Below are 22,405 nucleotides of genomic sequence, written 5' to 3' on the forward strand. Positions count from 1 at the left end.
TCAATTAACCGTCTCCATTCTCGCGTTTGATTTGGGTGTTGGCCTCATCCAGCCAACATTCAAATTCATCCAGTGCCAGATTATCAATCTCGCTCGGCTGGAACCGGAACCATCGTGCTAACATCGCCGATGCTTGCCACACTGTTTTTATTTCCCTGACCCAATCCGATGACTTGCTGAAATCGTTGCTGCAATGCCAGATAATCAGCGACATCCATCTGTTCGATATCTTCTGGTAACAATCCTGTCGAACGTGCTATCAAAATATCATCCCAGTCAGTAGGGTTTTCGCTGGCTCGCCGGACAGCTTTGATATCTTTAACTCTCAAACGTGATAGCTGGAGCTCTTCAATGAGAACGCCAGCAGCCGTGGTATAGGGAAATTGAAGATGGTAAGTCGTAGTTGACATGATGATACTCCTCTGTAAGTTTCATTCAGTATCATTCATGTATGGAAACGGAGATATTAAAGGGGATTAAAGAAGAAAGGGGCTGATGCCCCTGTCATTAGTGAGTGCGAAAGCCTTTACAGTTACAGAAAAAATCTATCAAATATTCTTTCCCTTTCTCTGCACCGATATCGGAAAACCAACCTTCCGGTGGAATCCACCTATCAATCAAGTCGGCGAGCTTTCTGGCTTTGGAACGAGAGCAGTCAATAGGATCATTGGTTTTCTGAGTAGAAAATAAAGTCTCCACACCTGGAATGTTTAAGACAGCAAACCATGTACCATTAGGTAATCCAAGACTGGGAATATGCTGGTCTTTATCCACTAATTCTACCGTCATTATTTAGTTTAACCTCCGATATTGATGCGATAATCGGTCAATTGATCAACGCCACCAACACGGAAGATATTGGCCAAATAATCCAGTTCTAGCAATTCTTCACCATCCAGTACCTGTTTAATATAGGTACAGGTAAAGCTACTGGAAAAATCAGCATTTTCATGTTGTTTAAATGTGCCCAGCGGATTCTTCTTAAATAAGATGGTCAGATACGTCACCAATGGCACTTCATCAATGCGCCCCTGTGAACTGAATTTCTGGACGCTGGAACGGCACTGTAATGCAAGAGACTTATAGGGATTGGCAGCAGATAACATAGCGTCACGGTAGAAACTGTTCCACTTGATCTCGCCTTCCAGCTTATCGAAACCTGCCGGTAATTCCACCTTACCAACCATCCCCAGCGCCTTATGCTCCTGCATGGTCATGGAAACGTCTGGCAGTTTCACTTCTTCCGCCCGTCCCAGCAGGTTATTGCCATCAATATAAATGTTGGCGTTAGTAATACGGTTAATTTCAATTTTCCCAGCCATTAACTATTCCCCTTTAAATTCAGTAAATATTCAGAGGTAATCTCAGTTTCGAATGTCAGCCGTTCCAGTGGTGGCGGTGGTGTATATTTATAGCTGAATAATAGATGGCCAGCAGTCAGCTCAGTTTCTTCATTACGTGTAGGGTCAAACCAACATTTGAATCCCAATAAGGCACCATCGGCAATCAATTTACGACCATAGGCATTCACAGATTCTGTCAGGGCATCTATCAGCGCCGGTGTGATCGGCATATCGATATATTGCTGACTGAAGTAACGCAGGGATTCATTAATCACATCTCCTGTTCTGCGCACGTTCTCGAAGTTACGCATGTGTGTCACAGTTGGCCACGCGGCGGTACGGTTGCCCCATAAGCGCAAACCAGAGCCATAATTATTGAACACTGTAGTAATCCCTTGTTCATTGAGCTGGTTCACTTCACTTTGTGGATCGTCAATCATGGCGGATAGTTGACGCTCAATACCTGTGATCCCCATAATTTCTTGATTGGAGGATGACCACCAAAAACCTTTGTCTGCATCAATCTTGGCACGCAGCCCTGCTGCACGAGATGACAATGGTTCCAAGCGCTCGCTATTGCTTTCCGCATCATAGACTTTGACATATGGGTAACACAGCCGGACACGATCAGAACTGGTATTAAAATTGATTGTGCCAGACGGGCCTCGGCCACTGATAGCCTGAACAAAAGTGGTACCTATCGGGGCATCAATATAAGTCATGGCACCCAATTTAGTTGCAAGGGCAATCAGTTCTGTCGTCACATTTAGCTGGGTACAGTAAACAGGAGCCAGCAAGATCTTGGCAAAAAATCCATACAGGTTATAAGTATCATTCAGCAATTTCATACCTGTACGGTTACCCGCAGCACTGATGTTGCCAATAATGTCGGCGGGTGTTACCAACGTGGGATCGGTAAAGTCATAACTGGCAATTACGGTTGCACCAGCAGTAATGTTTTTACCGATATTCTTGAGCCTACCTGTTTGAACATCCAGAGAATAATCTTGTCCTTCTATATAAGGTGCACTATCAGAGTTGGCTTTTAGCAAGACATTACTGACCACAGGATTAGCCAGTTTCGCTGTTCCTGTAGTTTTATCAAAGATAATGTTTTCATTGGCAACATTGGCTTTATGCACTTCAGGATCAAGAACGTTAATGACCAGCACAGTTCCCGCACCATGATCATAAATAGCATCCAGTGCTTGTGGGATGGTAAAACCATTCATTTGAGCACCAAATTGAGCTGTATCTTTTTCTGACAGACAAAGTGTCACTGCGTTTACTGGCCCTATCGGTGCAGTACCAATTAAGCCGATCACGACGGATTTTACTGTCTTGACCGGACGTGAGCCTTTTTCGACCTCGATAGTTTCGACGCCATGCAAATAATTAGCGGCCATCTGTGATCTCCTCAGACTTCTCTTTTTTCTTCAGGATACTTTTTTGCTGTCTTGACAGTGGATGAAGATATCGCAGCGCGATCAATGTCTTCACATAATCATGCTGCTCCGGTAAATCAACGGTTTTTTCTGGCCAGAGCAAGACTTCTGTGCCATCAGCTAAAGTGACGCCGCTTGCTGGGCCTGTATAGAGGTATTTCATTGTTCAGTTTCCTCATAATTGATTTGGGCTAACGGCGGGCCATCCGGTGACTCACTATCTTCGATAAATACACTTTCAGTCGCAAAATCCAGCGTGTATTGCCACAAGCCAGCTATCTCACCGAGAAATGTATCCCGTACCAGCCAACATTTACGTTGGCAGTTCGGTGGTTGGAATCCGCCGAGAACCCGGCGTACATCATCCAGTGTGGCAACGGCTCCATGACGCCCATTAAGCTGACGAAAAACGATAGTGGCATTGAGCATGACAGTTTGTGTCTGCAATACTGCTCCAGCATCTTCAGGCTTATCAAAGCGAGAGCCGGGATAGCTGATTAAAATGGCTCCCACGGGATGGTTCAGCCTGAATTCAGTCGGCCTTTCAGGGAAATACTCCACCTGTAAGCCAGGTAGTTTTCCTTTTAGTCTCATGACGATGGCATCAATGATCGGCGAAACATCCATTAGTATTTCTCCAACATCCCTTGACGCCCCCCAAAGGTGGGACAACGCGCTCGAACACGAAACTCTCCCGGCTCAGGGGCATCTTTTCCTGTGGAAAGCAGGCCCAGTGTCAGTTTGGCATCACGAATATCAGCCAGTTGGCGCAAAACAATTTTGTAATCATCTATCACGGCTTCAGGAATAGAGCCTTCTGGACGGCGGGCATACAACCGATAGCGTGTTAACGTAATAGCAGCATCGCGTAATACCGTGGGAACCTCCGCCAGAGGCAGGATATAACGCCCACGTAAATGGGAATCAATAAGTTCATCGGCATAGCGAATGACACTGTTAACCACAGTTGCATTGATTGTCTGGGCATTAGGCTCTTCGTTAGACAGCCATATCAATGATTGCGTTGGTATCTGTCCTTGTAGATCTGCCAATGAGCAATACATGTCATACACCACGTAAGATGCGAATAACATTGCCAGCAGCCGTGGCCTCATCCAGCGCAAATCCGATAGATGTTCCGTCAGCATTCTCCGCAGAACTTAGTGGTACTGCACAGGCATTCTTATCCGACTGTACGACTTGCCCGCAAGCTATTGGCCCACCTGCTTCAACAGCAATAATGCCCAAAACATTGACTGGAACCGCATCACCTGCTTTCGCATCCATTTCCGCTATACCAAGTGCAGCGGCTCCAGCCTGACAAGGGGCATTATCGGCCCCCACCAAACGATGCTGTACGATATTAGCCGTGGCGATGATGGTCGTGGTCAATACGGGTTGTTGTGTCACTGCCATGATTGCTCCCCTTACTTCACAATGTTGGTAATCAGATAGCCAGCATCACCGCCAACAACCGCAACTTTATAAATATCGGTATAACGGCAGTAATTCACCTTGCCGCCAACACCCGGATATTTATCTGCCACAGGCATTCCTTTGCGACGAAACGTATAGCCAAATGAAGGCTCATGCTCATCAGCACTTTCTGCTCCTGCCTGCGGAGGTGATACGTAATGCAACATCAAATTGTCAGCCCAGATATCAACGGGATTTTCTTTAATGCTTGGGGTAGAAACAGGTTCACCAACGACAACGTTCTGGATTTGGAAAAGATCTTTGAGTATTTCTATTGTGATACGTTTACGTTCATTGGCTCCAATAGCTGCCTGAATTTCAGGATGAAATTTCAACAGTGACATCACGCTAGCCCCCATTGTCATGAGGTTTGGACGTACACCAATGGCAGTACGAACAACATCAACTCCAGCTTCAATGACTTTGATTGGATTACCTTTGCCACCAGCCCAACGTTCATTAACTGTCAGACTCTTCACCGAGTCACCAAGATAAACTGCAGGGTCTTGTGCCAATCGAGCTGCATACAGTTCGCGCTTGAGGTTCACGCCATTGGTGGAGCGACGGATTGCCTTTGCTTCTTCATTAAATAAAGATTCCGATTTCTCGCGATAATCAACAGGTGCAGCTAGATCATGTTCGTTGAGCACAATATCTAACGAAGAGCCTTTCTCACGGATCAAAATGTTACTGTTGGCACCAACAGCACGCGTGGTGTCATACTCCACAAAGGCACTTTTGCCAAATGTCGGCACACTAGCACCTTCTTTCTCCATTTCGACGACAGGGAAAAGATGTTCGCCAATGAATGCCGCATTTTTATAACCACGTGCAACACTGGTTAGCACAGGGTCAACAATACGTTTGCCTTTCAAATAATCAGACATTTATCTCTCCTCAATAGTTACGGTTGCAGTGTTACAGGCAGCGGGCAACGGCTACGTCGTAACTGATACCTTCTTTCTTCGCCAAAGCGACGGCTTTTTGATGTAGCGCCAGACGCTCAGGATCTGCATCAGAAAACTCAGCAATATCTGCTGATGTGTTTTGGTCAATCCGGTCTTTTGTTGCATGTTCGCCAAAATCAATAACAGGCTGGGCAGAACTCAGCAGATCTTTAAACGCGGTAGACAATGGTTTTTTCACATCACCTTCAGCAAACTCGACAGGGGACTCTCCTTGAGTTACAGCGTCCAGCAAGGCGACCACGACAGATTGGGCAGCAGGTACCAATTTGCCGTCTGCGACCAGCTTTTCGGCAAATGCCACGTTTCCGGCATGTTGCTCAGTTTGTTTGCGCTTTGCGTCGGCAGCATCACGGGCAACAAGCTGTTCTTTCAGGCGGGTGTTTTCATCTTTGAGCGCCTTTTTTTCTTCATTTGTCACGATGTTTTCCTCACGTTGATGTGTGTTATTGGGTTCATGAAAGGCAGGAGCAGGTTGAGTCGTGCTATAAGCTTCTTCACGTAATGAATCCACCTGCCAAGAAGGAAGCGCTTTGTCTGCTTCGTCCATACCGAATTTACTGATCAAAAATTCTCGCAGACTCCCCCAAAGTGAAGCGTTGGTGATGTCACTCCAATCAGAGAACTCCACGACACCATATTCTTGCTCGCTGAATTCAACCTGTTTCAGTCCTTTAATGGCGGGTGGCTGTGCGCCCAAAAAGCCGACATGACGCAAATAGAGCACGCCGGGTTTAGGGTTGTTTGGGGAATCCGGTAAATAGAAAGAAGCAGAGATTTTTTTATAGCGGCCTGCATCGACCAGTTCAGCGAACTGAACATCAACCTGTTGAGTCTCTGCAATCAAGTCATCACCGGAAGACGTCAGCGATTTAACCCAACCATAGGCGGGTAAATTGTCTTTTGGATGCCCAATCACAATCGGTGCTTCATGCAACGATGAGTCATAACCCTTTGCACAAGCTTGCAAATCTGCGGTGCTGAACGGCAATTGTTTGCCATACATATCGGTATGTGTACCGGATTTGAAAATGTGAAGTGACTTCATTTCACTGCCTCTATTACGTTAATAGAGGCAGTTTCTCCGCAATCAGAAAAAACGACTTTTAATCTGCTTTAGAAAAGATTTGGGAAGGAAATAATAAAGTGGAACTGCATGCAATTAGATATCGAAAATTTGAGTCTGTAAACGCTTTATAAAGTTTTTTGCGGATGACAATGATAAATCACCCGCATAGGGAGGAAAAGTTTAACGATGCGCCGCTGATTCAAGATGTCGTTGAATGGTGCTTAATACAGCTCTTGCTGCATCTGGTGATAATTCGCCTTGTTCTGTTACGGGCAGATAAGGCCGGGCTGGTAGCAATAAAGATTGATTGCGGCCAGTTTTACCTCCCAATTGATGAATACGCCCGTAGACTAAGTTTGTACCGACAACTGCCGTATGGGCATCATAGTGGGTACTGACTGAACGCATCAAACGAGCAGTTTTTTGCAGCGTTTGACCACCACGTTCCTTTGCAGCTACAGAGGGTATCCATGCCGGACGTCCTTCAGCTTCAAAGTTAAAGGCGGTTTCTGCTGACAATGTCCCAGCAATTTTACGCATGGCAGGTGTCAGATCATTAGCAGCCAATTCTAATGCCCGTAATCCACGTCTTAGGTCTTCATCATTAATGGTGATAGTAAGATTACCCATTCTGTCCTCTCAGTTCGCGGCGGGCCAGTCCAGATAGCTCTCCCTGATATCTGGTCAAATCGGGACGATATGCTGCCCCCGGCGAATATGACCAACCTACATCAGTTGCCACTTTTGTTATACCTGTGTTGAATGTAGCAACGGACTGCATCTCACCTGTTTTTTGTGAAACCAATTTCAACTCCCAGCCCATTGCTTTACCTGAATTCATAACTTTCATCCCTCTGGCACGAACATCATCATGACTGAGAGCAATCACACTGCAACGGCAACGCCAACCATTAGGAGGATAGAAAGCTTGCCAAAATGGGTCGTCAGAGCGAAATACCAAACCATGCAATGCGAGATGGCTCTTACGTGTATGGTTATCGTTGATCCCTGTATACATCCAGTACGGTCGGTCATCAACATTTTCCATTTGTTCGGCCCAACGGCCTGCACTGTACAGCACTGACATGTTGGTACGAAAGATAGTATCAAGGCGCCACGGGCTACCTTGCTGAACAGTGACACGTTCCCCTGTAACGGGGTCATCGGTTTCTTTCTTTCCCCACCACCCCTTATGTCTTAATGTTGGCTCCAACTCCTGGCGAAACCAACGATCAGTCTTGCCTTCATCCAGTGCCTGTTGTAGCGCCTGGCGAATATCTTCCAGGATATCCAGACGCGTGACTTTCGCCACCGTGAATGCACGGGAGTGAGTCTCTTGCCAAAGCTCTTCCCAATCCCACGTTATCTTGTAGCCCTTAGATTGCAGATAACCAATGACTCTCTTGGGAGGTAATGTCATGCAATACGCCAGTTCAGGCGTGGTTATGCTCATGCAAGCGCCCCCAAATGTTAGACACAAACAAAACCCGCGCTAGCCGCTCTTGCAAACCATCTGCGTCCATTTGTGGATAAAGCTCGGCTAACTCTCCTATAAGATCGCTGGGATTAGCACCGTTTTGAACACGATGGAACAAAGGAGCCAGTAGAGATTTCAACGATTCATTCAATGATCCTTCATTCATCAAAATATCCAGCGCTTCATCTAAGGTGTCCTGTGCTGCTAAATCTGCGTTCACAGCTTCAGAAAACGCCAGTGGGAATGGTGGAATAGGCGTGGTTGACAAGGTTGTTTCATCAATATCCCCATCCTGCAATTGATATTCGCGTTTCCAGTATTGCGGAGTAAATCTGACACCAGCCTGACTCAACTTAACGTCACGATTAGCCTGTGTTTCATCAACCGATTGCTGTTCCCAAAGACAATAGACCGGACATTCAACGTTACCGAAGTTCAGTTCTACGACCCAGCGTATAGCCTGATTAATGGCGCTGGTGATAACATCAACATCAGCATCACGAATATCATCCGTTACTTCCAATCCCGCTTGTGCAGAGGCTTTATTGCTGTTTGCTTCGGTCGTTTGGTTTTGTCCCAGTAATGCAATGGAGATCTCACTGCGAGCAACGGTAATTAAGTTCTGGTAAATATCACTGCTGTCTGATTTACCTGCTGCCTCTTTAATCTCAACGGAGGAATCATCAGGAATGGCGGCAACTGCATCATCAATCATCGCTTCCATCGAATCCAATAACAGATCAATTTCACTTTGTGGCGTACCTCGTGGATGTTTTCCAATTACCCACGGTGAACCATACTTCTCGGCAAAGCGTACCCAAAACTTCATTCCGCCTTTCTTAAAGGTGACGGGCCAGAAGCACATTGATAAATCTGGAAATCCGTAAGGGTTGTCATAAGTAGCGTCTTGACGTGGCGTTACAAATTTATAGAGAGGAACCAGTTCTCCCTCAACGCCTGCATCACGAGCACGAAAACGCAGTTGGTTATCACGGTCATAGTGGAACCAGTCAGGTGGCTTGCTAACGATATCCGTCACTGACCATGATTGATGCTGACTCCACATCAATTCACAAGGCTGATAACCGTACAGAACCGCTTCATGCATTTCACCAATGATGCGTGACATATCCAAATCCGCGAGCATGTCACGGATAAAGTTAAAGACTCGTACAGCGGCATGACTACGTTCTACACCACGTTCTAATGCTTTCACTCCGGCCTTGCGGCGGCGAATACATCCACCAACCAAAGGATCAGTACGTAATTCACGATAGATACAAATATCCCGCCCTTGAGCTTTAAGAATAGGATCAGGGTTAGGTAGATATGTCCCCAGACTGTAGAAGTCAATGGAACGGCTACGCGATGCAATTTGTTCAGTGAACGACTGCTTTGATTCGGAAAAGTTAATAAATTCTGTTGGTGAAACCCAGATACCACGAGCCATTAATATCCCTCCAGCATACGTGCAGACTGACGACGACGGCGGGAACTTGCCTTTACCGGACCTTTGTTAATTTCACGGCTGGCGAAGTACGCCAGAGCAAGGGCTATCGCTGCATCACCGTGGCGCTTGCCGCCGTCCGCTTTTGCTTTTGAGCGCTGATCAGGTACACGGGGAACACCGTTAATAACCTGTACTGCCCTCAGATCATCCAAAGTGTCTTCATCCTTTGGCAGTGCCTCCAGATTGCCGTCTTCCAGCGCAGCCTTCACCGGGGGCATATTGTCACGGTACCAACCTTCGGTGGGCATGACTTGCTGCACACGGCTGGCGCCATATTTTTGCATGGCATATTCAGCCAAATAAGCACCGTTACCACGGGCATCAAAGGCTGCACCCAGTAAATTAGGAAGTCCATCCATTAGATACCAAGTGATTTGCTCCTGTTGTTTGAATGGCACGTTGCGCAGTTCCAACACGAACGGCACTCTGCGTACCAGATTTTTTTGTTGCAGCAATGGATAATCCACGGACAAATCGCCACTGCGGCCAAAATCGCGTCCCAGAAACGAACGAGCATCAGAAGGCAATGCATCTAGCAACGGCTTCAGGTTGGCTTTTAGCCACTCTTCGGTATCTATGCGGCGTATTTCATCGTATTTAAGCTCATATCCTTTCGGGCAAGTCAGTCGCAGTACTGGCGTATCGGGAGACATCCGAGATTCAATCAAAGCGCGGGACAACCAAGCTCCGCCACCATTAGCAGGAATACAATCCAATTCTTCTGATGCCCCGGCTCCGTAGAATTTGTATACCGACATCATCCACTGTTGTTCAGCCTCTTGTGACCATTCACGTCCGGTACGTAAGCAGACACGGTGAAATAGTCCTTCAGCTACAGCCTCCTTAAAGGTAATACGGTGGATAACACCGTCCCTGCGTCCTGCCCGGATATCGTTCAGCAACTCATTAAACAAGTTGCTATCTCCGTTATGGGTGGAGATCACTCGCACTTTACCGCCCCAGATAAGCATGGCTAGTGCCGCTTTCAGTAATTCATCGAGCTGTTCGTGGAAAGCAGCCTCATCAATGACAATGATCCCCTGACGGCCACGCAAGTTAGACGGACGGCTAGAAAGCGCCACTACACGGAATCCAGAGTCTGGGAATTTGATAGTGAAGGTTTTGATGTGCTTATCATCTTCGTCTTCTTCCCAGAACCCTTCCTCAATTTCACTGGCTGCATAGTTGAAGGCACGAGCCCACATTGCACAGGCTTGAATATATTCAACGGTCATATCTTGGTTATAGGCGATGTAATACACATTCATGCCACCAGCAGCAGTAGAAGATGCAGCGATGAGTACATTATCTGACGCTTCAGCCCAAGTAATTCCCGTTCGACGACTCTTCTCATTGACTTTAAGAGGAGACGAATCGGCCACCCATCGTTGCTGGTATGGTAATAAGACGACAGGTGCTGCTATTGAGGAAGTATCTGGTAGGACAGGTGCAAGCTGATTCATGTAGCAATTCCCAATATTTCCCGACGTAATGCAGCAACTGCTTCGGCAGATAATCCACCTTTGCGTGCAATTTTCTCTGCATTACTTGCAGCAGCTTCAGTCCGTGCCTGGACTTCAGATTGGAATTTTTTCAGATTCACGCTAGCACGAGAAAGTGTAGCTACGTTTTTTGCAACCTTTGAAAGCAGTGTGACGCGCTCTTTTGGCGCAATTTCTCCTTCTTCAGCTTCCTGAAGTTGAATAATACTTTCAAAAAGTTCAGTTTGAATTAATGCAATCACAGCCTCAGAACGTGCATCTTGATCATCCATTGCACCTTCTGTAAGCATCCGTGCTGCTTCTGTTGCCGCCCGTATTGCACCGTATCGCTTTTCTATTTTTTGTCCATAACGGTGAATAGCGGACTTACTGATTACATAACCTTGATCACGCAGCAAGGTTTCGAGTTCTTGGTATCCACTAAACCCTGATTCAGTCAACGCCCGCTCCAACCAGCGCCGAACATCTTCAGGGAGTTTATCGATTGTGCTTCGACGCGCCATTATTCACTCCAATATTTTTCAGGGCGAGCAATACCAAGACAGCATTCGACCGTATATTCAACGACATCAACACCAATACGAGTTAAGTCAGCAAACCAACTACCCGATGGCTGTTTATTGAGGTCAATGAATTTACTGCCTGCCAGATAATCCAATTCTTTCCGTAATTCCAATGCAGTGACGTCAGGATAAATCGCGCGCGATATATCCAATAACAGCGTTTCACTGGCGGTATATGGGCGGGTTTTATTCAGTGAGACTAACAGACTCCAACGCAATGATTCACGACGAACACGGGCAACATCAATCATTTTGACCTCCAGCAATTCGGTGCTGCTGCACCACCTCTAATTTGCTATAAAGTGCATCCAGTTTTGCTTCAATTACTGTCTGACCACGAATGTAATCTTCACGGCGTACATAGTTCAGAGGGAGTTCAGCTTTGAATTGCATGAACTCGCGTTCGAGCTGAGACCAATTGTCTACGGAATTTTTAAACGCCAGTTCTAACGATGCATGTCGTTCATCCTGCCGTTCTTCCGCTTTAGTGAATAACCACTTTGCGATACCAAACACGAAACCGAGAAAAGAGAGCAGAAAACCTACGGCAGCCCAAAATTCAATTTGTAGTGTCATTGTTGTAATCCTTTGATGTAATCCAACAGACCATTAACCTGCGCTTTCAATGCAAGACACTGTTCTCCGTTGTCGATGATATTGGAGAGGATATCTCGTTGTGTGATATCTGATGGCCGTAGCTGGGCACCAGAGCTTTCATTTCCACGGGACGTTTCATCAGCGCCGGAGGCAACGGAGGCAGAGCGAGTTTGTTCACTGGACAGGCCAAAGGAGGCGTTGTATTGCTGCACGAAGCCACGAGTAAACACGCAATTAACGGGATGAAATTGTTGTTTTTCATCCATCCAACGTTGAGTAACATGGTCAATCTTCCTCTTGAGTTGCTGGTTTTGAGTGCGGAGTCGTTCAATGTCATTGAGATAATTAACTTCTGCCTGATGCGCCGTATTGACCTGCATTTGGTAACGTTTCTGCAAAGCATTAAGCGCTGCCAGTTCCCGTTCTGTCCGTTGTTTTTCCAGTAGGAGAAATTCGGCTTTCTGTTGTGCCAATGCGGTATTTCCGGTCTCCGTTGCTTTCTGAAAGCCTGTGGTATGGCCTCTCCAATGAGCCAAAGCGAACATGCCAATTAGCGACAAAATCAATACAACAGGTTTAGCCCACAATTTAACTGGCACAGCTAGCACCTCCCCAAGCCAAATAGCGCGGTGCGAGTGCCAGTAATATGCGTCGGGGATAATAACGATTCTCCTTCCATGCTGAGGCCCGGCGCCCTGCGTTCTGAAATTCAACGTGACCGAACCAGACCCACGGATTGAGACCAACTTCTTCGGTTTTCTGCTTATCCTGTAGTAACCAGCCTAAACCTCCGTTATAGGAAGACAGCACCATTGCCATTCTTTGGCACTTATCGGCAGCTTTAATGCGTTGCCATAGCCAATGGTCATAGTGAATCATCGCCCGTATAGACCAAGCTGGATTGAAGGGATCTTTATTAGATAATTCAGGGATACGTTGACCGATCCAGTCTGCGGTTGCAGGCATGAATTGAGCCATGCCCTGAGCACCGACAGGAGAAACTGCTCGTGATTTCCAACCACTCTCTTGATGCAATTGAGCGGCAAAATCAGCTACAGGTGCATTCAATCCCCAGATCACACGAGAAGCACGTATCAAGTCATTGCGGTATTGCCGCGAACGGTGTGGAGATTCGTCAGCCAATGCTGGGCTGACCATACCGCCACACCACAACAGTACAATTCTGATAATCTGCCGCCAATTCATAATCATAACCCTGTAGCTACGCTCAGACAGGTGGCGGCAACAATCAGTGCACGGCGTATCAGAACAGCCGCAAACACCAGATGGTAGCCAGTTTGAACGGGATATTTTCCTTCGTTCATGAGTATTTCATTATGTTGCAGATACTGACCGGGCCTTGCTTTCGGGAATAGACTGCGGTCTAGCCAGTACCCCAAAACGACAGCCAGAGCAATAAGCGATAATTTGTAGATAACGACGGGGACTTGTTGGGGAGAAACTAAACCGATAGTGAGCAGCAATAGAACAGCTGTTAACAACCAGCCACCGAGGCGTAATTTTTTGATAAGTGATACAAACGCTTTGAAAGTTCTCATTGAACTGTCTCCGTAGTCGTTGATGGAAACAGTTTTGCCAATTTATCGGGAAAAGGATTTTAAAGGGCGTTAAGAGCGCATCAGAAAAGTAAAAGACAGGATAAGAGCGACCTGCCTAACGCTCGAACACTGGGTAGGCTATCAACTCACAGGTATGTACTGTGAGTCAACCTAGGCTCTTTCCGTTATTGATTATTGATGACCGGAAAAGCCTGGCTCATTTTCAGCTAATGGAAAAGGCTTACGGATAATGAAAGAACAAGCTTTACCCATCGTTCCGTGGATTGGTGGTAAACGCCGATTAGCAAAACATATTTTACCGTTATTTCCTGGGCATACCTGTTATGTCGAACCGTTCTGTGGTGCTGCTGCACTGTATTTCCTAAAAGTACCGAGCAAATGTGAAGTGATTAATGATATTAATGGTGAGTTGGTGAATCTTTATCGCGTGATAAAACATCACTTGGAAGAGTTTGTCCGGCAATTTAAATGGGCATTGGTCAGCCGCCAAATTTATAAATGGTTGCAGATTACCCCCGAAGAAACGCTAACCGATATTCAGAGAGCAGCGCGTTTCTACTATCTCCAAAAGCAGGCATTTGGCGGTAAGGTTGCTGAACATACTTTTGGAACTTCCACCACCAGTCCACCACGATTTAATTTGCTCAGAATAGAAGAAGAGTTATCAATGGCTCACCTAAGACTGGCAAGAACGATCATTGAAAATATGGATTGGGCGCAATGCATCCAGCGGTACGACAGGCCGCATACACTATTTTATTGTGATCCTCCATATTGGGGTACAGAGGGATATGGCATAGAGTTCGGGCTTGAGAACTATGATCTATTAGCAGAATTAGCACATACCATCCGAGGGAAAATGGTGATTTCGGTGAATGATATTCCAGAAATGCGCAAGGCGTTCAAAGGGCTGACAATGCAAGCAGTTAATATCGGTTACAACTTGAAAGTTACGGGGAAAGCTAAACAGAGTAAAGAACTGATCATTTGTAATTTCTAATAACCGAGAATGGCAAGGCAATATATTTGCTTTGCCATTTTTTACCTTTAACCCAAGCCAATAGAACGGGACACAAACTGTAAACCTATTCCAAGAGTTTGGCTAACTAAAGACCTTAATGCTTCTTTACTTTCAGTCTTCAATGTTTCCTTAATACGATCACCTAATGGGGTTTCTAAGCTATCAGGGATTACTTTGAGAACTTCTAAACCCTCAGCGGTTAATACGGCTCTATGACAACCTTCAGAGCTCATAGTCCCTGCCAAATAATCATTCGTCATGAGCCAATCCACTGTATCCAGAAAAAATCTATGATCTTCTACTGTAGTACAAAGTTCGTCAGAGTATGTTCCATCAGAATATTGAAGGGGTTCACCGATTATCTCTGTGGATAAAAGATCTATCTTTAAAGGAAATGACTCATATAATTTCCCAAATATAATACCTACAATTTCATTAAATTTTTCTATGTTTGTAGTAGACATAAATATCCTATTTGTTTCTAAAGTTTCAATTTCAACGTTCCACTAGATACATTCTGTTGATCTAAACAAACAGATTGGCAAGCTGATTTAGATATAGATAAAACTGTTTCGTTATCCTCTATATCAAGAAAGCAATTATTTCCATTGACTATATAATCATTGGGCAGTTTGGCATTTTCATCAATATGAAATTTGATGGTTGTGCGTGAAGGATAACTGTTTTCGTAAACTGTGATGTCAGTAAATTGATTGGAGTATTTATCCAATCCTGGGCACATTTTTCTAATAGTTGGCAATAATTGATTGATAGCGGAATCATCTGTTGCTATCGAAAACACGGGGGCTGGAGCTTTTTCAGACTCAATCTGAACGCTATTTTCTGTCTCATCACCACACCCCGCCAAAATAAATATTGTGGGAATTAATAACTTACGCACAGCTCATACCCTTATATAAAATAAAAAATAACTATATTTTTAAGAATTTCTACGTCGTAAGATTACATCTATGGTATCAATAACATTCTGATTTTCACCTATTATCCTATTTTCTATCTTCCTGTTCTTGTCCATTTTTTTTCCACAAAGCATTATCAGTACTACCCAAGAAATAAAGATTATCAATGTCTTCTCATTAAGTACCAATGCATTAGTAAATCCCCCACCAAAAAACATCATATAAGCGTTCCATAAGGCAAACGTGAATGTTATAAGCACGAGGCTAAGTAACAGTAGGCAAGGTGCATTGGTGTAACAACGCCATTTGGCATCTTTATTTTTTATAAGTAATTCTCGTTTTATAGCAAGTAACTCTCGACTATCCCTTTCATGAAGCTCACGTGAGCGAGATGGTGCGGGGTTAATATTGACGACTGAACCTACATGAATAGAACCATGATTATTGCCACCAACGCTGATGGTTATCTGTCGTTCCTGCCCATCTTGGGGAAGTTGTTTAAGGCTATCAAAAACTTGTTCTGCTAATGTTTGTAATTCTTCATCTCTTCTGTCCATGCAAATCCTTTATTTTTTAATGATTAACAACCAGTTTTAATACTCTATCAATTCTACTGTCATCGACAACCGACTCTTTAATTAAAAAGTTATATATTTTTGATGATTGCAGGACGAGTTCACCGGGTGTCCAGCGGCGATTAGCCTGTTGTGCCATCGAATCTAGTTTATGAACAATTTTGCCTAGTAACTCTTCATCTATCTCACTGTTTTTGTAAGCGGTAGAGGCTGACTTTTGAACTTGTCCTGTAATCAAGTACAACACATCAAGACCAATTTTTGCCCAAAGGCTTATAGCGTCAGCCCCTGGTGCAGATTCATCTTTTTCCCACCTTATCTGTGATTTTCTTGATGCGCCAACTATCTCCGCGAAATCAGACTGATTAAACCCCAATCGCTCACGTTCTTTTTTTAATCTCTCACCAAGAGACATTTTTGTCACCAAAACCCTTTACAAGTCCCACTAATGGGACAATAATGTCACGTATTGTACAAACATCATTGCATTACCGGAGGCCATAGCATGACACCCGAGAAAATTAAACGCCGCTTTCGGCAACACGGCATCACTATTACCCAATGGGCACAGGAGAATGGGTATTCCCGTGAAGCTGTATACCGAGTTCTTAATGGACAATCCAAAGCTAATTACGGAAAGGCCCATGAAATAGCTGTAAAGCTAGGTCTGAAAACACCAAGTTTAGGCATTTAAATTTAGCCTAAGTATTTTATCACTCTATGTAATAGATTATCACATATTGAAAAGGGAGAGTGTGACATGCGCAAAATTAACGTTTCCAGCTCTGGTACGCGCATATTACGGGTTCTTAAGGCTCTACGTGGTCATTCCTTGTCTGGGATGAGTAATGGTGAATTAGCGGAATTACTGGGGGAATCTCCTGCAAATATTAATCGTGCACTGAATACATTAATAGAAGAAGGGTTGGCGCAAAAACTGGGTAGCGGCAGATATGCACCAGGTATGCAATTACTGCAAATAGCACAATCGTTCTCAAATGAAATGGCTAACACACAGGCCAGAATTACAGAAATGAATCAGCGCGTTTTGGCTGGTAGCAGAAATTAATTAACAAGAGATTCATACAATGGCACGCTCAAAAAATACAACATCAGTAAAACTAGCCGAAGATGTTCAACTTGCTGACGATCTGCAGGCCAATCTCAACGCTATGACAACACACCGCCTGCAAATCATGGAACAGTTTGGGGATGGTCTGCCGTATGAACGTGAACGTATCGTTCACGAAACCCGTTTCTATATGGCTCAGAGTGCTGAAGCGATGTTAGAGGCTGGGAAGCGCCTTATTATTCTTAAAGAGAATGAACCTCATGGTGAATTTGTTGACATCGTTAAGGATCAACTTGGCTTGGAACCCCGAATTGCTCAAAAAATGGCACAAGCTGCACTCAAATTTCTTTCACCTGGATTAGAAACAAAAGCGAAAACGTTTTCGCTTTTGGGACGTTCCAAACTGTATGAGTTGATGCTTGAAGACGATGATGAACTGTCAGAATTGGCTGAAGGTGGCACTGTAGCAGGTTTGACATTAGATGATATTGATCGCATGTCTGTCCGCGAACTACGTAAGACCCTGCGTGATACACGCGCTGATCTGGAAATCTCACGCCAGACGGTGCAGGAAAAAAAGGAACTTGTTAGTAATTTGATTGAGGAGAAATCTGCAATCCAGCACAAACTTCAGCGCCGAATTAATCATGAAAAACCTGAAGAGGAAGGTGCTGCTTTGACACAAGAGGTTAATTCATTGTCTTTTTCTGTTGATGCCGCTATCACCAATCTTTTCAATGGATTTGAAACGCTTAATGCCCATACCACACGCACCGACATTAGCCATGCTGGGTTTATGGCAGGCGTACTTGATGACCTTGAAGTCAAAATTCGTAACCTGCGTAATCACTTTAATCTGCCTGAGTACAGAGAACACAGCATTGTTCCTGATTGGGCTAAAGAAGGTGAGGAGGCAGAAGAGGAAGGATTTAAACGACCAGAATGGATGGATAAGGAAGAGGCACATGAATAAATCTAAATTGAAAAAATGCTTGAAAAGAAACTGACGGAATAAGGGCAATAACATGAACACCACAATGACCGAACGATTAATTTCTATTGCACAGGCAGCACATAAAGTCGGACATGGCGGTAAAGAAGCAATATATCAGGCGGCTTGTGAAGAACTGTGTATGTCACGTTCAACGTTGATTAAAAAACTCGGTGAAGTTTTTAGCAAAAAACCACGTAAGAAACGTTCTGATGCAGGCAATAGTGCACTAACACGTGAAGAAGCAACGTTGATTTCAGGAATATTGATAGAGGCCACTCGTAATACAGGGAAACGGTTATATAGTCTCGAACAGGCCGTTAATGATCTGCGTTCAAACGGCCTGATTCATGCAGGCCATATTGATACCGAAACGGGCGAATTTTCTCCGTTATCCATTGACGCTATTAGTCGTGCATTACGCCAGTACAAACTTCATCCTGAACAGATGAAAGTGTCTGCACCCAGCCTACAATTGGCTAGCCTGCATCCCAATCATGTATGGGAATTAGACGCCTCAATTTGTGTACTGTATTACCTAAAAAATCCTAATAAAAATAATGGAATTGACAGTGGATTACGCATGATGCCTGTGGCTGAATTTAATAAAAATAAGCCGAAAAATCTGGCTCGTATTATTAATGATCGTGTCTGGTCGTTTGAATTAACAGATCATACAAGTGGCTGGATATATGTTGAATACTTATTTGGCGGTGAAACCAGTCAAAATTTTACTTCTGTATTAATTAACGCAATGCAAGATCGCGGTGACGCAGATGTATTACACGGTGTACCCCAAATTTTATTTACTGACCCCGGTTCAGCTTTGACAGCACCTACACTACGCAACTTGTGTAAGGCTCTAGGCATTCAAATGATACAACACAAGGCCCGTAACGCCCGTGCTACAGGCTCTGTTGAAAAAGCGCGTGACATCATCGAACGCAATTTCGAGTCCGGTTTACGCTTTCGACAGGTTGATGATATTGATGAACTGAACCGTCTGGCACGGCTATGGCGTATGAAGTTTAACCGCAGTGCAATACATAGCCGGCATGGACAAACCCGTACAGATTGCTGGCTAAAAATCACAGCAGAACAGTTAGTAAAAGCGCCTGCCATTAACGTTTGTCGTGAATTGGCAATTGGCGCACCAGAAAGCCGTAAAGTACAGGCAACCTTGCGAGTATCTTTCAGGGGGCGTGAGTATGACGTGAGTACCGTTCCTAGCGTAAGTGTTGGTGATTCAATCATGATCACCCGCAATCCGTGGCGTGACGAAGAGGCACAAGTAGTCATTACTGGTGAAGATGGCTTTGATGCTTTCCATCTTGTTAATGAAGTCACTAAAGATGAGTATGGCTTTGCCATCGGTGCACCTGTAATTGGTAGTGAATTCCAGGCCATTCCTCAAACAATTGCACAACGTAATTTAGCCGAAATTGAACAGAAAATCATGGGGACAAATAGCACGGTTGAAACTGAAATAGCACGTAAATTGAAAACACTACCCCTCAATGGTCGGTTTGATCCATATTTGGATATTGAACGTAATGATGCACCAACATATATGCTAAAACGTGGACAAGCTTCTACGGTACATAGTCCACGTATTGAACAGCTCATGAACCCCGTTGATGTTGTCAAAATTTTACGTGAACGGTTCCAATCACATGGCAAGACATGGTGTGGTGAATTTTATCAGCAAATAGTTAAACGCTTTCCTAATGGTGTTCCAACAGATCAAATTGATGAGTTGGTTGATGAATTCATGGGGCAATCAACAACAGTTACACGCAGTATTGTCAACGGTAATTAGTTTTTCATGGCATATATTTAAGGAAAATGGCAATTATTATCAATGGCATATGCAGAAATAAATGTAGGTAATACTTGTTGACGAATATGGTGTTCAGCAACGATATATCTTTGGTCGGGTACACAAGGTAGCCGCTTAACGGAGGGATTATTATGCTGGTGTTTAAACAACAGTTACAAACACATCAGTTAACGCAAAGTGCAGCAGCAAGTGCTGCGGGAATTTCAGCGGCGGCGTTGGCTCAAATTGTTAATCACAATATATGGCCACGGCAGAACGTGGATGCAATTCGTCAACGTATTACTGATTTCTTGGTAAAAAAAGGTATCGATACCGCAAAAAGTTTTGAGGTGGTACAAGCAACCGATAAATTAGATACCTATACCGATAATAAAAATACAGCCCTCATTTCTGAGGAGGAAAACATGTTACTAAAAAAACAAGTATTATTTCCAGCTACGAAAAAGCATTTTGGTTTATTTCGTGATCCATTTGAAGATAGTGCAATTCAAAGTGCTGAAGATGTTTTTATGACTCCAGATAGCCGTTATGTACGGGAGACCATGTATCAAACAGCCCGCTATGGTGGTTTCCTGGCAGTATCAGGGGAATCAGGTTCGGGTAAAACGACGCTGCGTCGTGATCTTATTGACCGTATTAACAGGGAGAATGCCCCTGTTATTGTTATTGAACCCTATGTATTAGCAATGGAAGACAATGACGTAAAAGGTAAAACCTTGAAAGCATCAAACATTGCTGAAGCTATTGTGAATACCTTAGCGCCGTTGGAAAACCTGAAACGATCGCCTGAAGCACGCTTCCGCCAGCTGCACAAGATATTGAAAGATAGTTATCGAGCTGGCTATCAACATGTGTTAATAATAGAAGAAGCACACTCATTGCCTTTACCAACATTAAAACATCTTAAGCGGTTCTTTGAACTGGAAGATGGATTTAAGAAACTGTTGTCGATCATTTTGATTGGTCAGTCTGAGCTGGAATTAAAGCTATCTGAACGTAATCAAGAGGTTCGTGAAGTAGTGCAACGTTGTGAAGTTGTTAATTTGTTTCCTCTTAATGATTATCTGGAAACATTTCTGGATTTTAAATTTGGTCGTGTAGGCATGAAGACTAACAAGATCTTAGATAATAGCGCTATTGGTGCTATCCGTGACCGTTTATGTCTTAGTCGGCATAGTGGTAAAGAGACTGTTAGTTTATTATATCCATTAGCTATCGGAAACTTGATTATTGCAGCGATGAACATGGCTGCAATTAATGAGATAACGATGGTTGATGCTAATATTATTCGCAGTGTTAGCTGAAGATATCATTATGAGAAAAAGTTCTACTTAACAATTAATATTGACAATATTCATATTAAAACTGCCTTATCACAAGTTAAATATGCAAGGCGGATTCGACTAATTTCTGGTTTTATTAATTTCAAGTTGGTTACAACAAGGATGTAACATACCATAACCAGAGAAATGGAAGTCTTGGAAATATTAATACCGGCATTTCATTATCGATCTATTTGAAAAAATTTCTTTGTTGAGAAAAAGAAGTGAATATATTGGCATTAATAAATACATTCATTAAGTAACAGGTAATTAAATATGGTAAAAAGAAAAATTCTGTTTAAAGCTAAAGCCGCTTTCTACACTCCGCAATTATGTAAATAAAGCTATTGTAAAAGATATTAATGGAATATCAATTAACTCAGGAAAAGAAAATTTTTCAATTATCCTATTTGAACAGAAAATTAAGTAAGGAACATACTTATGAAAATAACATGTAATCACTGCAAACAACCTGTTGAAAAAATGAATCTAAAACAAGCCAAGGTTATCCAGACTCTTGAGTTTGGTGAGTGGGTTGTTGATTTAATCTTGGTTTGTCCACATTGTAGTCAGCAATACGGTGTATCTGTGGCAACATGGGATTTACAGCCACTGGAGACCACTCATGGATAAAACGGCCTTATACCGAAAAGCCAGGTTCAGTAGTATCAAGTTAATGCTGACTATTTTGGTTTACTCAATTAGAAAGTACATAGCAGAGGATGAATAAGATGGCAAAACAGAAACTTATTCAGCTTATTCATATTGCACGTAGTAATCTAAAACTAGATGAAGATACGTATCGCCAGATGCTACTTTCAGAAACCGGAAAAACCTCTACGCGGGAAATGGATATCCCGCAGTTAATTCGCGTTTTGGGAGCTATGAAAAAGCGCGGTTTTAAGATTAAATCCTCCAGGAAATCCAAAACATCACATCCATTAGATAGCCATCCCCAATCAAAGAAGATACGTGCATTGTGGTTGGAAATGGCATCTATAGGTATTGTTTATAATAGTTCTGAACAAGCCTTAGCTCACTGGATTAAGCGTAAAACGGATATTGATGGTTTACAGTGGTTGGATTCAGACTAAGCCAGCAGCATTATTGAAAAACTGAAGAAGTGGCGGAACCGCG

At 43.8% G+C, this 22,405-nt stretch carries 32 protein-coding genes and 1 pseudogene; 8 read left to right on the plus strand and 25 right to left on the minus strand.

What is annotated here, in order from left to right; translation table 11 throughout:
* Positions 1-4: 4 nt before the first annotated feature.
* From KZ793_RS22705 to KZ793_RS15905, 21 genes are all read right to left on the minus strand, one after another.
* Positions 5-124, minus strand: a complete 120-nt coding sequence (locus tag KZ793_RS22705; RefSeq protein WP_110742787.1) for a GpE family phage tail protein — start codon at positions 122-124, stop codon at positions 5-7.
* A complete protein-coding gene (locus KZ793_RS15810) occupies positions 84-410 on the minus strand; it encodes a phage tail assembly protein (protein ID WP_225816204.1) in 327 nt (108 codons plus the stop codon). Before KZ793_RS15810 ends, KZ793_RS22705 begins: the two co-directional genes overlap by 41 nt.
* 97 nt (positions 411-507) lie before the next feature.
* Positions 508-789 carry a hypothetical protein gene (locus tag KZ793_RS15815; RefSeq protein WP_225816205.1) on the minus strand — a complete coding sequence of 94 codons (282 nt, stop codon included), beginning with the start codon at positions 787-789 and terminating at the stop codon, positions 508-510.
* Between the two features lie 8 nt (positions 790-797).
* Complete coding sequence (locus KZ793_RS15820; protein WP_088371087.1) at positions 798-1,322, minus strand: phage major tail tube protein; 525 nt, start codon at positions 1,320-1,322, stop codon at positions 798-800.
* Positions 1,322-2,749: a phage tail sheath subtilisin-like domain-containing protein gene (locus tag KZ793_RS15825; protein WP_225816206.1), complete on the minus strand. Its 1,428-nt coding sequence runs from the start codon at positions 2,747-2,749 to the stop codon at positions 1,322-1,324. The genes KZ793_RS15820 and KZ793_RS15825 overlap by 1 nt, the downstream gene beginning before the upstream one ends.
* Positions 2,739-2,951: a hypothetical protein gene (locus tag KZ793_RS15830; protein WP_225816207.1), complete on the minus strand. Its 213-nt coding sequence runs from the start codon at positions 2,949-2,951 to the stop codon at positions 2,739-2,741. The genes KZ793_RS15825 and KZ793_RS15830 overlap by 11 nt, the downstream gene beginning before the upstream one ends.
* Positions 2,948-3,415, minus strand: a complete 468-nt coding sequence (locus tag KZ793_RS15835) for a Gp37 family protein (protein WP_225816208.1) — start codon at positions 3,413-3,415, stop codon at positions 2,948-2,950. The genes KZ793_RS15830 and KZ793_RS15835 overlap by 4 nt, the downstream gene beginning before the upstream one ends.
* Positions 3,415-3,852 (minus strand): gp436 family protein, encoded by a 438-nt coding sequence (locus KZ793_RS15840; RefSeq protein ID WP_225816209.1) that lies wholly within the window; start codon positions 3,850-3,852, stop codon positions 3,415-3,417. Before KZ793_RS15840 ends, KZ793_RS15835 begins: the two co-directional genes overlap by 1 nt.
* Position 3,853: 1 nt before the next feature.
* Positions 3,854-4,204, minus strand: a complete 351-nt coding sequence (locus KZ793_RS15845) for a DUF2190 family protein (RefSeq protein WP_225816210.1) — start codon at positions 4,202-4,204, stop codon at positions 3,854-3,856.
* Between the two features lie 11 nt (positions 4,205-4,215).
* Positions 4,216-5,151, minus strand: coding sequence for a hypothetical protein (locus KZ793_RS15850; protein WP_225816211.1), 936 nt, complete (start codon positions 5,149-5,151; stop codon positions 4,216-4,218).
* 31 nt (positions 5,152-5,182) lie between these two features.
* Complete coding sequence (locus KZ793_RS15855; RefSeq protein WP_225816212.1) at positions 5,183-6,277, minus strand: peptidase; 1,095 nt, start codon at positions 6,275-6,277, stop codon at positions 5,183-5,185.
* A gap of 201 nt (positions 6,278-6,478) precedes the next feature.
* Positions 6,479-6,928 carry a phage virion morphogenesis protein gene (locus tag KZ793_RS15860; protein WP_225816213.1) on the minus strand — a complete coding sequence of 150 codons (450 nt, stop codon included), beginning with the start codon at positions 6,926-6,928 and terminating at the stop codon, positions 6,479-6,481.
* On the minus strand, positions 6,921-7,751 hold the full coding sequence (locus KZ793_RS15865; RefSeq protein ID WP_225816214.1) for a phage head morphogenesis protein: 831 nt from the start codon (positions 7,749-7,751) through the stop codon (positions 6,921-6,923). Before KZ793_RS15865 ends, KZ793_RS15860 begins: the two co-directional genes overlap by 8 nt.
* The gene (locus KZ793_RS15870; protein ID WP_225816215.1) at positions 7,732-9,225 is read right to left on the minus strand and encodes a DUF935 domain-containing protein; all 1,494 of its coding nucleotides are present in this window, start codon (positions 9,223-9,225) and stop codon (positions 7,732-7,734) included. Before KZ793_RS15870 ends, KZ793_RS15865 begins: the two co-directional genes overlap by 20 nt.
* Positions 9,225-10,748 (minus strand): hypothetical protein, encoded by a 1,524-nt coding sequence (locus tag KZ793_RS15875; protein WP_225816216.1) that lies wholly within the window; start codon positions 10,746-10,748, stop codon positions 9,225-9,227. Before KZ793_RS15875 ends, KZ793_RS15870 begins: the two co-directional genes overlap by 1 nt.
* Positions 10,745-11,290, minus strand: coding sequence for a DUF3486 family protein (locus tag KZ793_RS15880; protein WP_225816217.1), 546 nt, complete (start codon positions 11,288-11,290; stop codon positions 10,745-10,747). The genes KZ793_RS15875 and KZ793_RS15880 overlap by 4 nt, the downstream gene beginning before the upstream one ends.
* Positions 11,290-11,601, minus strand: coding sequence for a hypothetical protein (locus tag KZ793_RS15885; RefSeq protein WP_225816218.1), 312 nt, complete (start codon positions 11,599-11,601; stop codon positions 11,290-11,292). Before KZ793_RS15885 ends, KZ793_RS15880 begins: the two co-directional genes overlap by 1 nt.
* Positions 11,594-11,926, minus strand: a complete 333-nt coding sequence (locus tag KZ793_RS15890) for a hypothetical protein (protein WP_225816219.1) — start codon at positions 11,924-11,926, stop codon at positions 11,594-11,596. Before KZ793_RS15890 ends, KZ793_RS15885 begins: the two co-directional genes overlap by 8 nt.
* Complete coding sequence (locus KZ793_RS15895) at positions 11,923-12,546, minus strand: hypothetical protein (RefSeq protein WP_225816220.1); 624 nt, start codon at positions 12,544-12,546, stop codon at positions 11,923-11,925. The genes KZ793_RS15890 and KZ793_RS15895 overlap by 4 nt, the downstream gene beginning before the upstream one ends.
* Positions 12,536-13,153 carry a transglycosylase SLT domain-containing protein gene (locus tag KZ793_RS15900; RefSeq protein ID WP_225816221.1) on the minus strand — a complete coding sequence of 206 codons (618 nt, stop codon included), beginning with the start codon at positions 13,151-13,153 and terminating at the stop codon, positions 12,536-12,538. Before KZ793_RS15900 ends, KZ793_RS15895 begins: the two co-directional genes overlap by 11 nt.
* A 2-nt stretch (positions 13,154-13,155) precedes the next feature.
* Positions 13,156-13,506, minus strand: coding sequence for a putative holin (locus KZ793_RS15905; RefSeq protein ID WP_225816222.1), 351 nt, complete (start codon positions 13,504-13,506; stop codon positions 13,156-13,158).
* A gap of 250 nt (positions 13,507-13,756) precedes the next feature.
* Between KZ793_RS15905 and KZ793_RS15910 the strand changes: the two genes are divergently transcribed.
* Positions 13,757-14,527, plus strand: a complete 771-nt coding sequence (locus KZ793_RS15910) for a DNA adenine methylase (RefSeq protein ID WP_225816223.1) — start codon at positions 13,757-13,759, stop codon at positions 14,525-14,527.
* Positions 14,528-14,574: 47 nt separating this feature from the next.
* Here KZ793_RS15910 and KZ793_RS15915 read toward each other — a convergent pair whose 3' ends face one another.
* From KZ793_RS15915 to KZ793_RS15930, 4 genes are read right to left on the minus strand one after another with little or no spacing between them, the layout of a single operon-like run.
* Positions 14,575-15,012 (minus strand): hypothetical protein, encoded by a 438-nt coding sequence (locus KZ793_RS15915; protein WP_225816224.1) that lies wholly within the window; start codon positions 15,010-15,012, stop codon positions 14,575-14,577.
* Positions 15,013-15,029: 17 nt separating this feature from the next.
* Positions 15,030-15,449 carry a hypothetical protein gene (locus tag KZ793_RS15920; protein ID WP_225816225.1) on the minus strand — a complete coding sequence of 140 codons (420 nt, stop codon included), beginning with the start codon at positions 15,447-15,449 and terminating at the stop codon, positions 15,030-15,032.
* Between the two features lie 39 nt (positions 15,450-15,488).
* Entirely contained in the window at positions 15,489-16,025 is a 537-nt protein-coding gene (locus KZ793_RS15925) for a hypothetical protein (protein WP_225816226.1), read from the minus strand.
* A 16-nt stretch (positions 16,026-16,041) separates the two neighbouring features.
* On the minus strand, positions 16,042-16,458 hold the full coding sequence (locus KZ793_RS15930; RefSeq protein WP_225816227.1) for a helix-turn-helix domain-containing protein: 417 nt from the start codon (positions 16,456-16,458) through the stop codon (positions 16,042-16,044).
* Between the two features lie 90 nt (positions 16,459-16,548).
* Between KZ793_RS15930 and KZ793_RS15935 the strand changes: the two genes are divergently transcribed.
* From KZ793_RS15935 to KZ793_RS15965, 7 genes and pseudogenes are all read left to right on the plus strand, one after another.
* A complete protein-coding gene (locus KZ793_RS15935; protein WP_225816228.1) occupies positions 16,549-16,737 on the plus strand; it encodes a DNA-binding protein in 189 nt (62 codons plus the stop codon).
* A gap of 66 nt (positions 16,738-16,803) precedes the next feature.
* Entirely contained in the window at positions 16,804-17,112 is a 309-nt protein-coding gene (locus tag KZ793_RS15940) for a helix-turn-helix domain-containing protein (protein ID WP_132347205.1), read from the plus strand.
* Between the two features lie 19 nt (positions 17,113-17,131).
* Complete coding sequence (locus tag KZ793_RS15945; protein WP_225816229.1) at positions 17,132-18,088, plus strand: DUF3102 domain-containing protein; 957 nt, start codon at positions 17,132-17,134, stop codon at positions 18,086-18,088.
* A 52-nt stretch (positions 18,089-18,140) separates the two neighbouring features.
* A complete protein-coding gene (locus KZ793_RS15950; protein ID WP_225816230.1) occupies positions 18,141-19,925 on the plus strand; it encodes an integrase in 1,785 nt (594 codons plus the stop codon).
* 152 nt (positions 19,926-20,077) lie between these two features.
* Positions 20,078-21,250, plus strand: a complete 1,173-nt coding sequence (locus KZ793_RS15955; protein ID WP_225816231.1) for an ExeA family protein — start codon at positions 20,078-20,080, stop codon at positions 21,248-21,250.
* Between the two features lie 459 nt (positions 21,251-21,709).
* Positions 21,710-21,901 carry a hypothetical protein gene (locus KZ793_RS15960; protein WP_225816232.1) on the plus strand — a complete coding sequence of 64 codons (192 nt, stop codon included), beginning with the start codon at positions 21,710-21,712 and terminating at the stop codon, positions 21,899-21,901.
* Positions 21,902-21,999: 98 nt separating this feature from the next.
* A pseudogene (locus KZ793_RS15965) lies at positions 22,000-22,359 on the plus strand (gp16 family protein); the annotation flags it as partial.
* Positions 22,360-22,405 lie beyond the last annotated feature (46 nt).

The sequence above is a fragment of the Photorhabdus antumapuensis genome, from assembly GCF_020387775.1.
Lineage (GTDB): Bacteria > Pseudomonadota > Gammaproteobacteria > Enterobacterales > Enterobacteriaceae > Photorhabdus > Photorhabdus antumapuensis.

Excerpts from the sequence above, each read along its gene's own strand:
- KZ793_RS22705 (WP_110742787.1), bottom strand. The coding sequence starts at position 124 with ATGTTAGCACGATGGTTCCGGTTCCAGCCGAGCGAGATTGATAATCTG.
- KZ793_RS15810 (WP_225816204.1), bottom strand. The coding sequence starts at position 410 with ATGTCAACTACGACTTACCATCTTCAATTTCCCTATACCACGGCTGCT.
- KZ793_RS15815 (WP_225816205.1), bottom strand. The coding sequence starts at position 789 with ATGACGGTAGAATTAGTGGATAAAGACCAGCATATTCCCAGTCTTGGA.
- KZ793_RS15820 (WP_088371087.1), bottom strand. The coding sequence starts at position 1,322 with ATGGCTGGGAAAATTGAAATTAACCGTATTACTAACGCCAACATTTAT.
- KZ793_RS15825 (WP_225816206.1), bottom strand. The coding sequence starts at position 2,749 with ATGGCCGCTAATTATTTGCATGGCGTCGAAACTATCGAGGTCGAAAAA.
- KZ793_RS15830 (WP_225816207.1), bottom strand. The coding sequence starts at position 2,951 with ATGAAATACCTCTATACAGGCCCAGCAAGCGGCGTCACTTTAGCTGAT.
- KZ793_RS15835 (WP_225816208.1), bottom strand. The coding sequence starts at position 3,415 with ATGGATGTTTCGCCGATCATTGATGCCATCGTCATGAGACTAAAAGGA.
- KZ793_RS15840 (WP_225816209.1), bottom strand. The coding sequence starts at position 3,852 with ATGTATTGCTCATTGGCAGATCTACAAGGACAGATACCAACGCAATCA.
- KZ793_RS15845 (WP_225816210.1), bottom strand. The coding sequence starts at position 4,204 with ATGGCAGTGACACAACAACCCGTATTGACCACGACCATCATCGCCACG.
- KZ793_RS15850 (WP_225816211.1), bottom strand. The coding sequence starts at position 5,151 with ATGTCTGATTATTTGAAAGGCAAACGTATTGTTGACCCTGTGCTAACC.
- KZ793_RS15855 (WP_225816212.1), bottom strand. The coding sequence starts at position 6,277 with ATGAAGTCACTTCACATTTTCAAATCCGGTACACATACCGATATGTAT.
- KZ793_RS15860 (WP_225816213.1), bottom strand. The coding sequence starts at position 6,928 with ATGGGTAATCTTACTATCACCATTAATGATGAAGACCTAAGACGTGGA.
- KZ793_RS15865 (WP_225816214.1), bottom strand. The coding sequence starts at position 7,751 with ATGAGCATAACCACGCCTGAACTGGCGTATTGCATGACATTACCTCCC.
- KZ793_RS15870 (WP_225816215.1), bottom strand. The coding sequence starts at position 9,225 with ATGGCTCGTGGTATCTGGGTTTCACCAACAGAATTTATTAACTTTTCC.
- KZ793_RS15875 (WP_225816216.1), bottom strand. The coding sequence starts at position 10,748 with ATGAATCAGCTTGCACCTGTCCTACCAGATACTTCCTCAATAGCAGCA.
- KZ793_RS15880 (WP_225816217.1), bottom strand. The coding sequence starts at position 11,290 with ATGGCGCGTCGAAGCACAATCGATAAACTCCCTGAAGATGTTCGGCGC.
- KZ793_RS15885 (WP_225816218.1), bottom strand. The coding sequence starts at position 11,601 with ATGATTGATGTTGCCCGTGTTCGTCGTGAATCATTGCGTTGGAGTCTG.
- KZ793_RS15890 (WP_225816219.1), bottom strand. The coding sequence starts at position 11,926 with ATGACACTACAAATTGAATTTTGGGCTGCCGTAGGTTTTCTGCTCTCT.
- KZ793_RS15900 (WP_225816221.1), bottom strand. The coding sequence starts at position 13,153 with ATGAATTGGCGGCAGATTATCAGAATTGTACTGTTGTGGTGTGGCGGT.
- KZ793_RS15905 (WP_225816222.1), bottom strand. The coding sequence starts at position 13,506 with ATGAGAACTTTCAAAGCGTTTGTATCACTTATCAAAAAATTACGCCTC.
- KZ793_RS15910 (WP_225816223.1), top strand. The coding sequence starts at position 13,757 with ATGAAAGAACAAGCTTTACCCATCGTTCCGTGGATTGGTGGTAAACGC.
- KZ793_RS15915 (WP_225816224.1), bottom strand. The coding sequence starts at position 15,012 with ATGTCTACTACAAACATAGAAAAATTTAATGAAATTGTAGGTATTATA.
- KZ793_RS15925 (WP_225816226.1), bottom strand. The coding sequence starts at position 16,025 with ATGGACAGAAGAGATGAAGAATTACAAACATTAGCAGAACAAGTTTTT.
- KZ793_RS15930 (WP_225816227.1), bottom strand. The coding sequence starts at position 16,458 with ATGTCTCTTGGTGAGAGATTAAAAAAAGAACGTGAGCGATTGGGGTTT.
- KZ793_RS15935 (WP_225816228.1), top strand. The coding sequence starts at position 16,549 with ATGACACCCGAGAAAATTAAACGCCGCTTTCGGCAACACGGCATCACT.
- KZ793_RS15940 (WP_132347205.1), top strand. The coding sequence starts at position 16,804 with ATGCGCAAAATTAACGTTTCCAGCTCTGGTACGCGCATATTACGGGTT.
- KZ793_RS15945 (WP_225816229.1), top strand. The coding sequence starts at position 17,132 with ATGGCACGCTCAAAAAATACAACATCAGTAAAACTAGCCGAAGATGTT.
- KZ793_RS15950 (WP_225816230.1), top strand. The coding sequence starts at position 18,141 with ATGAACACCACAATGACCGAACGATTAATTTCTATTGCACAGGCAGCA.
- KZ793_RS15955 (WP_225816231.1), top strand. The coding sequence starts at position 20,078 with ATGCTGGTGTTTAAACAACAGTTACAAACACATCAGTTAACGCAAAGT.
- KZ793_RS15960 (WP_225816232.1), top strand. The coding sequence starts at position 21,710 with ATGAAAATAACATGTAATCACTGCAAACAACCTGTTGAAAAAATGAAT.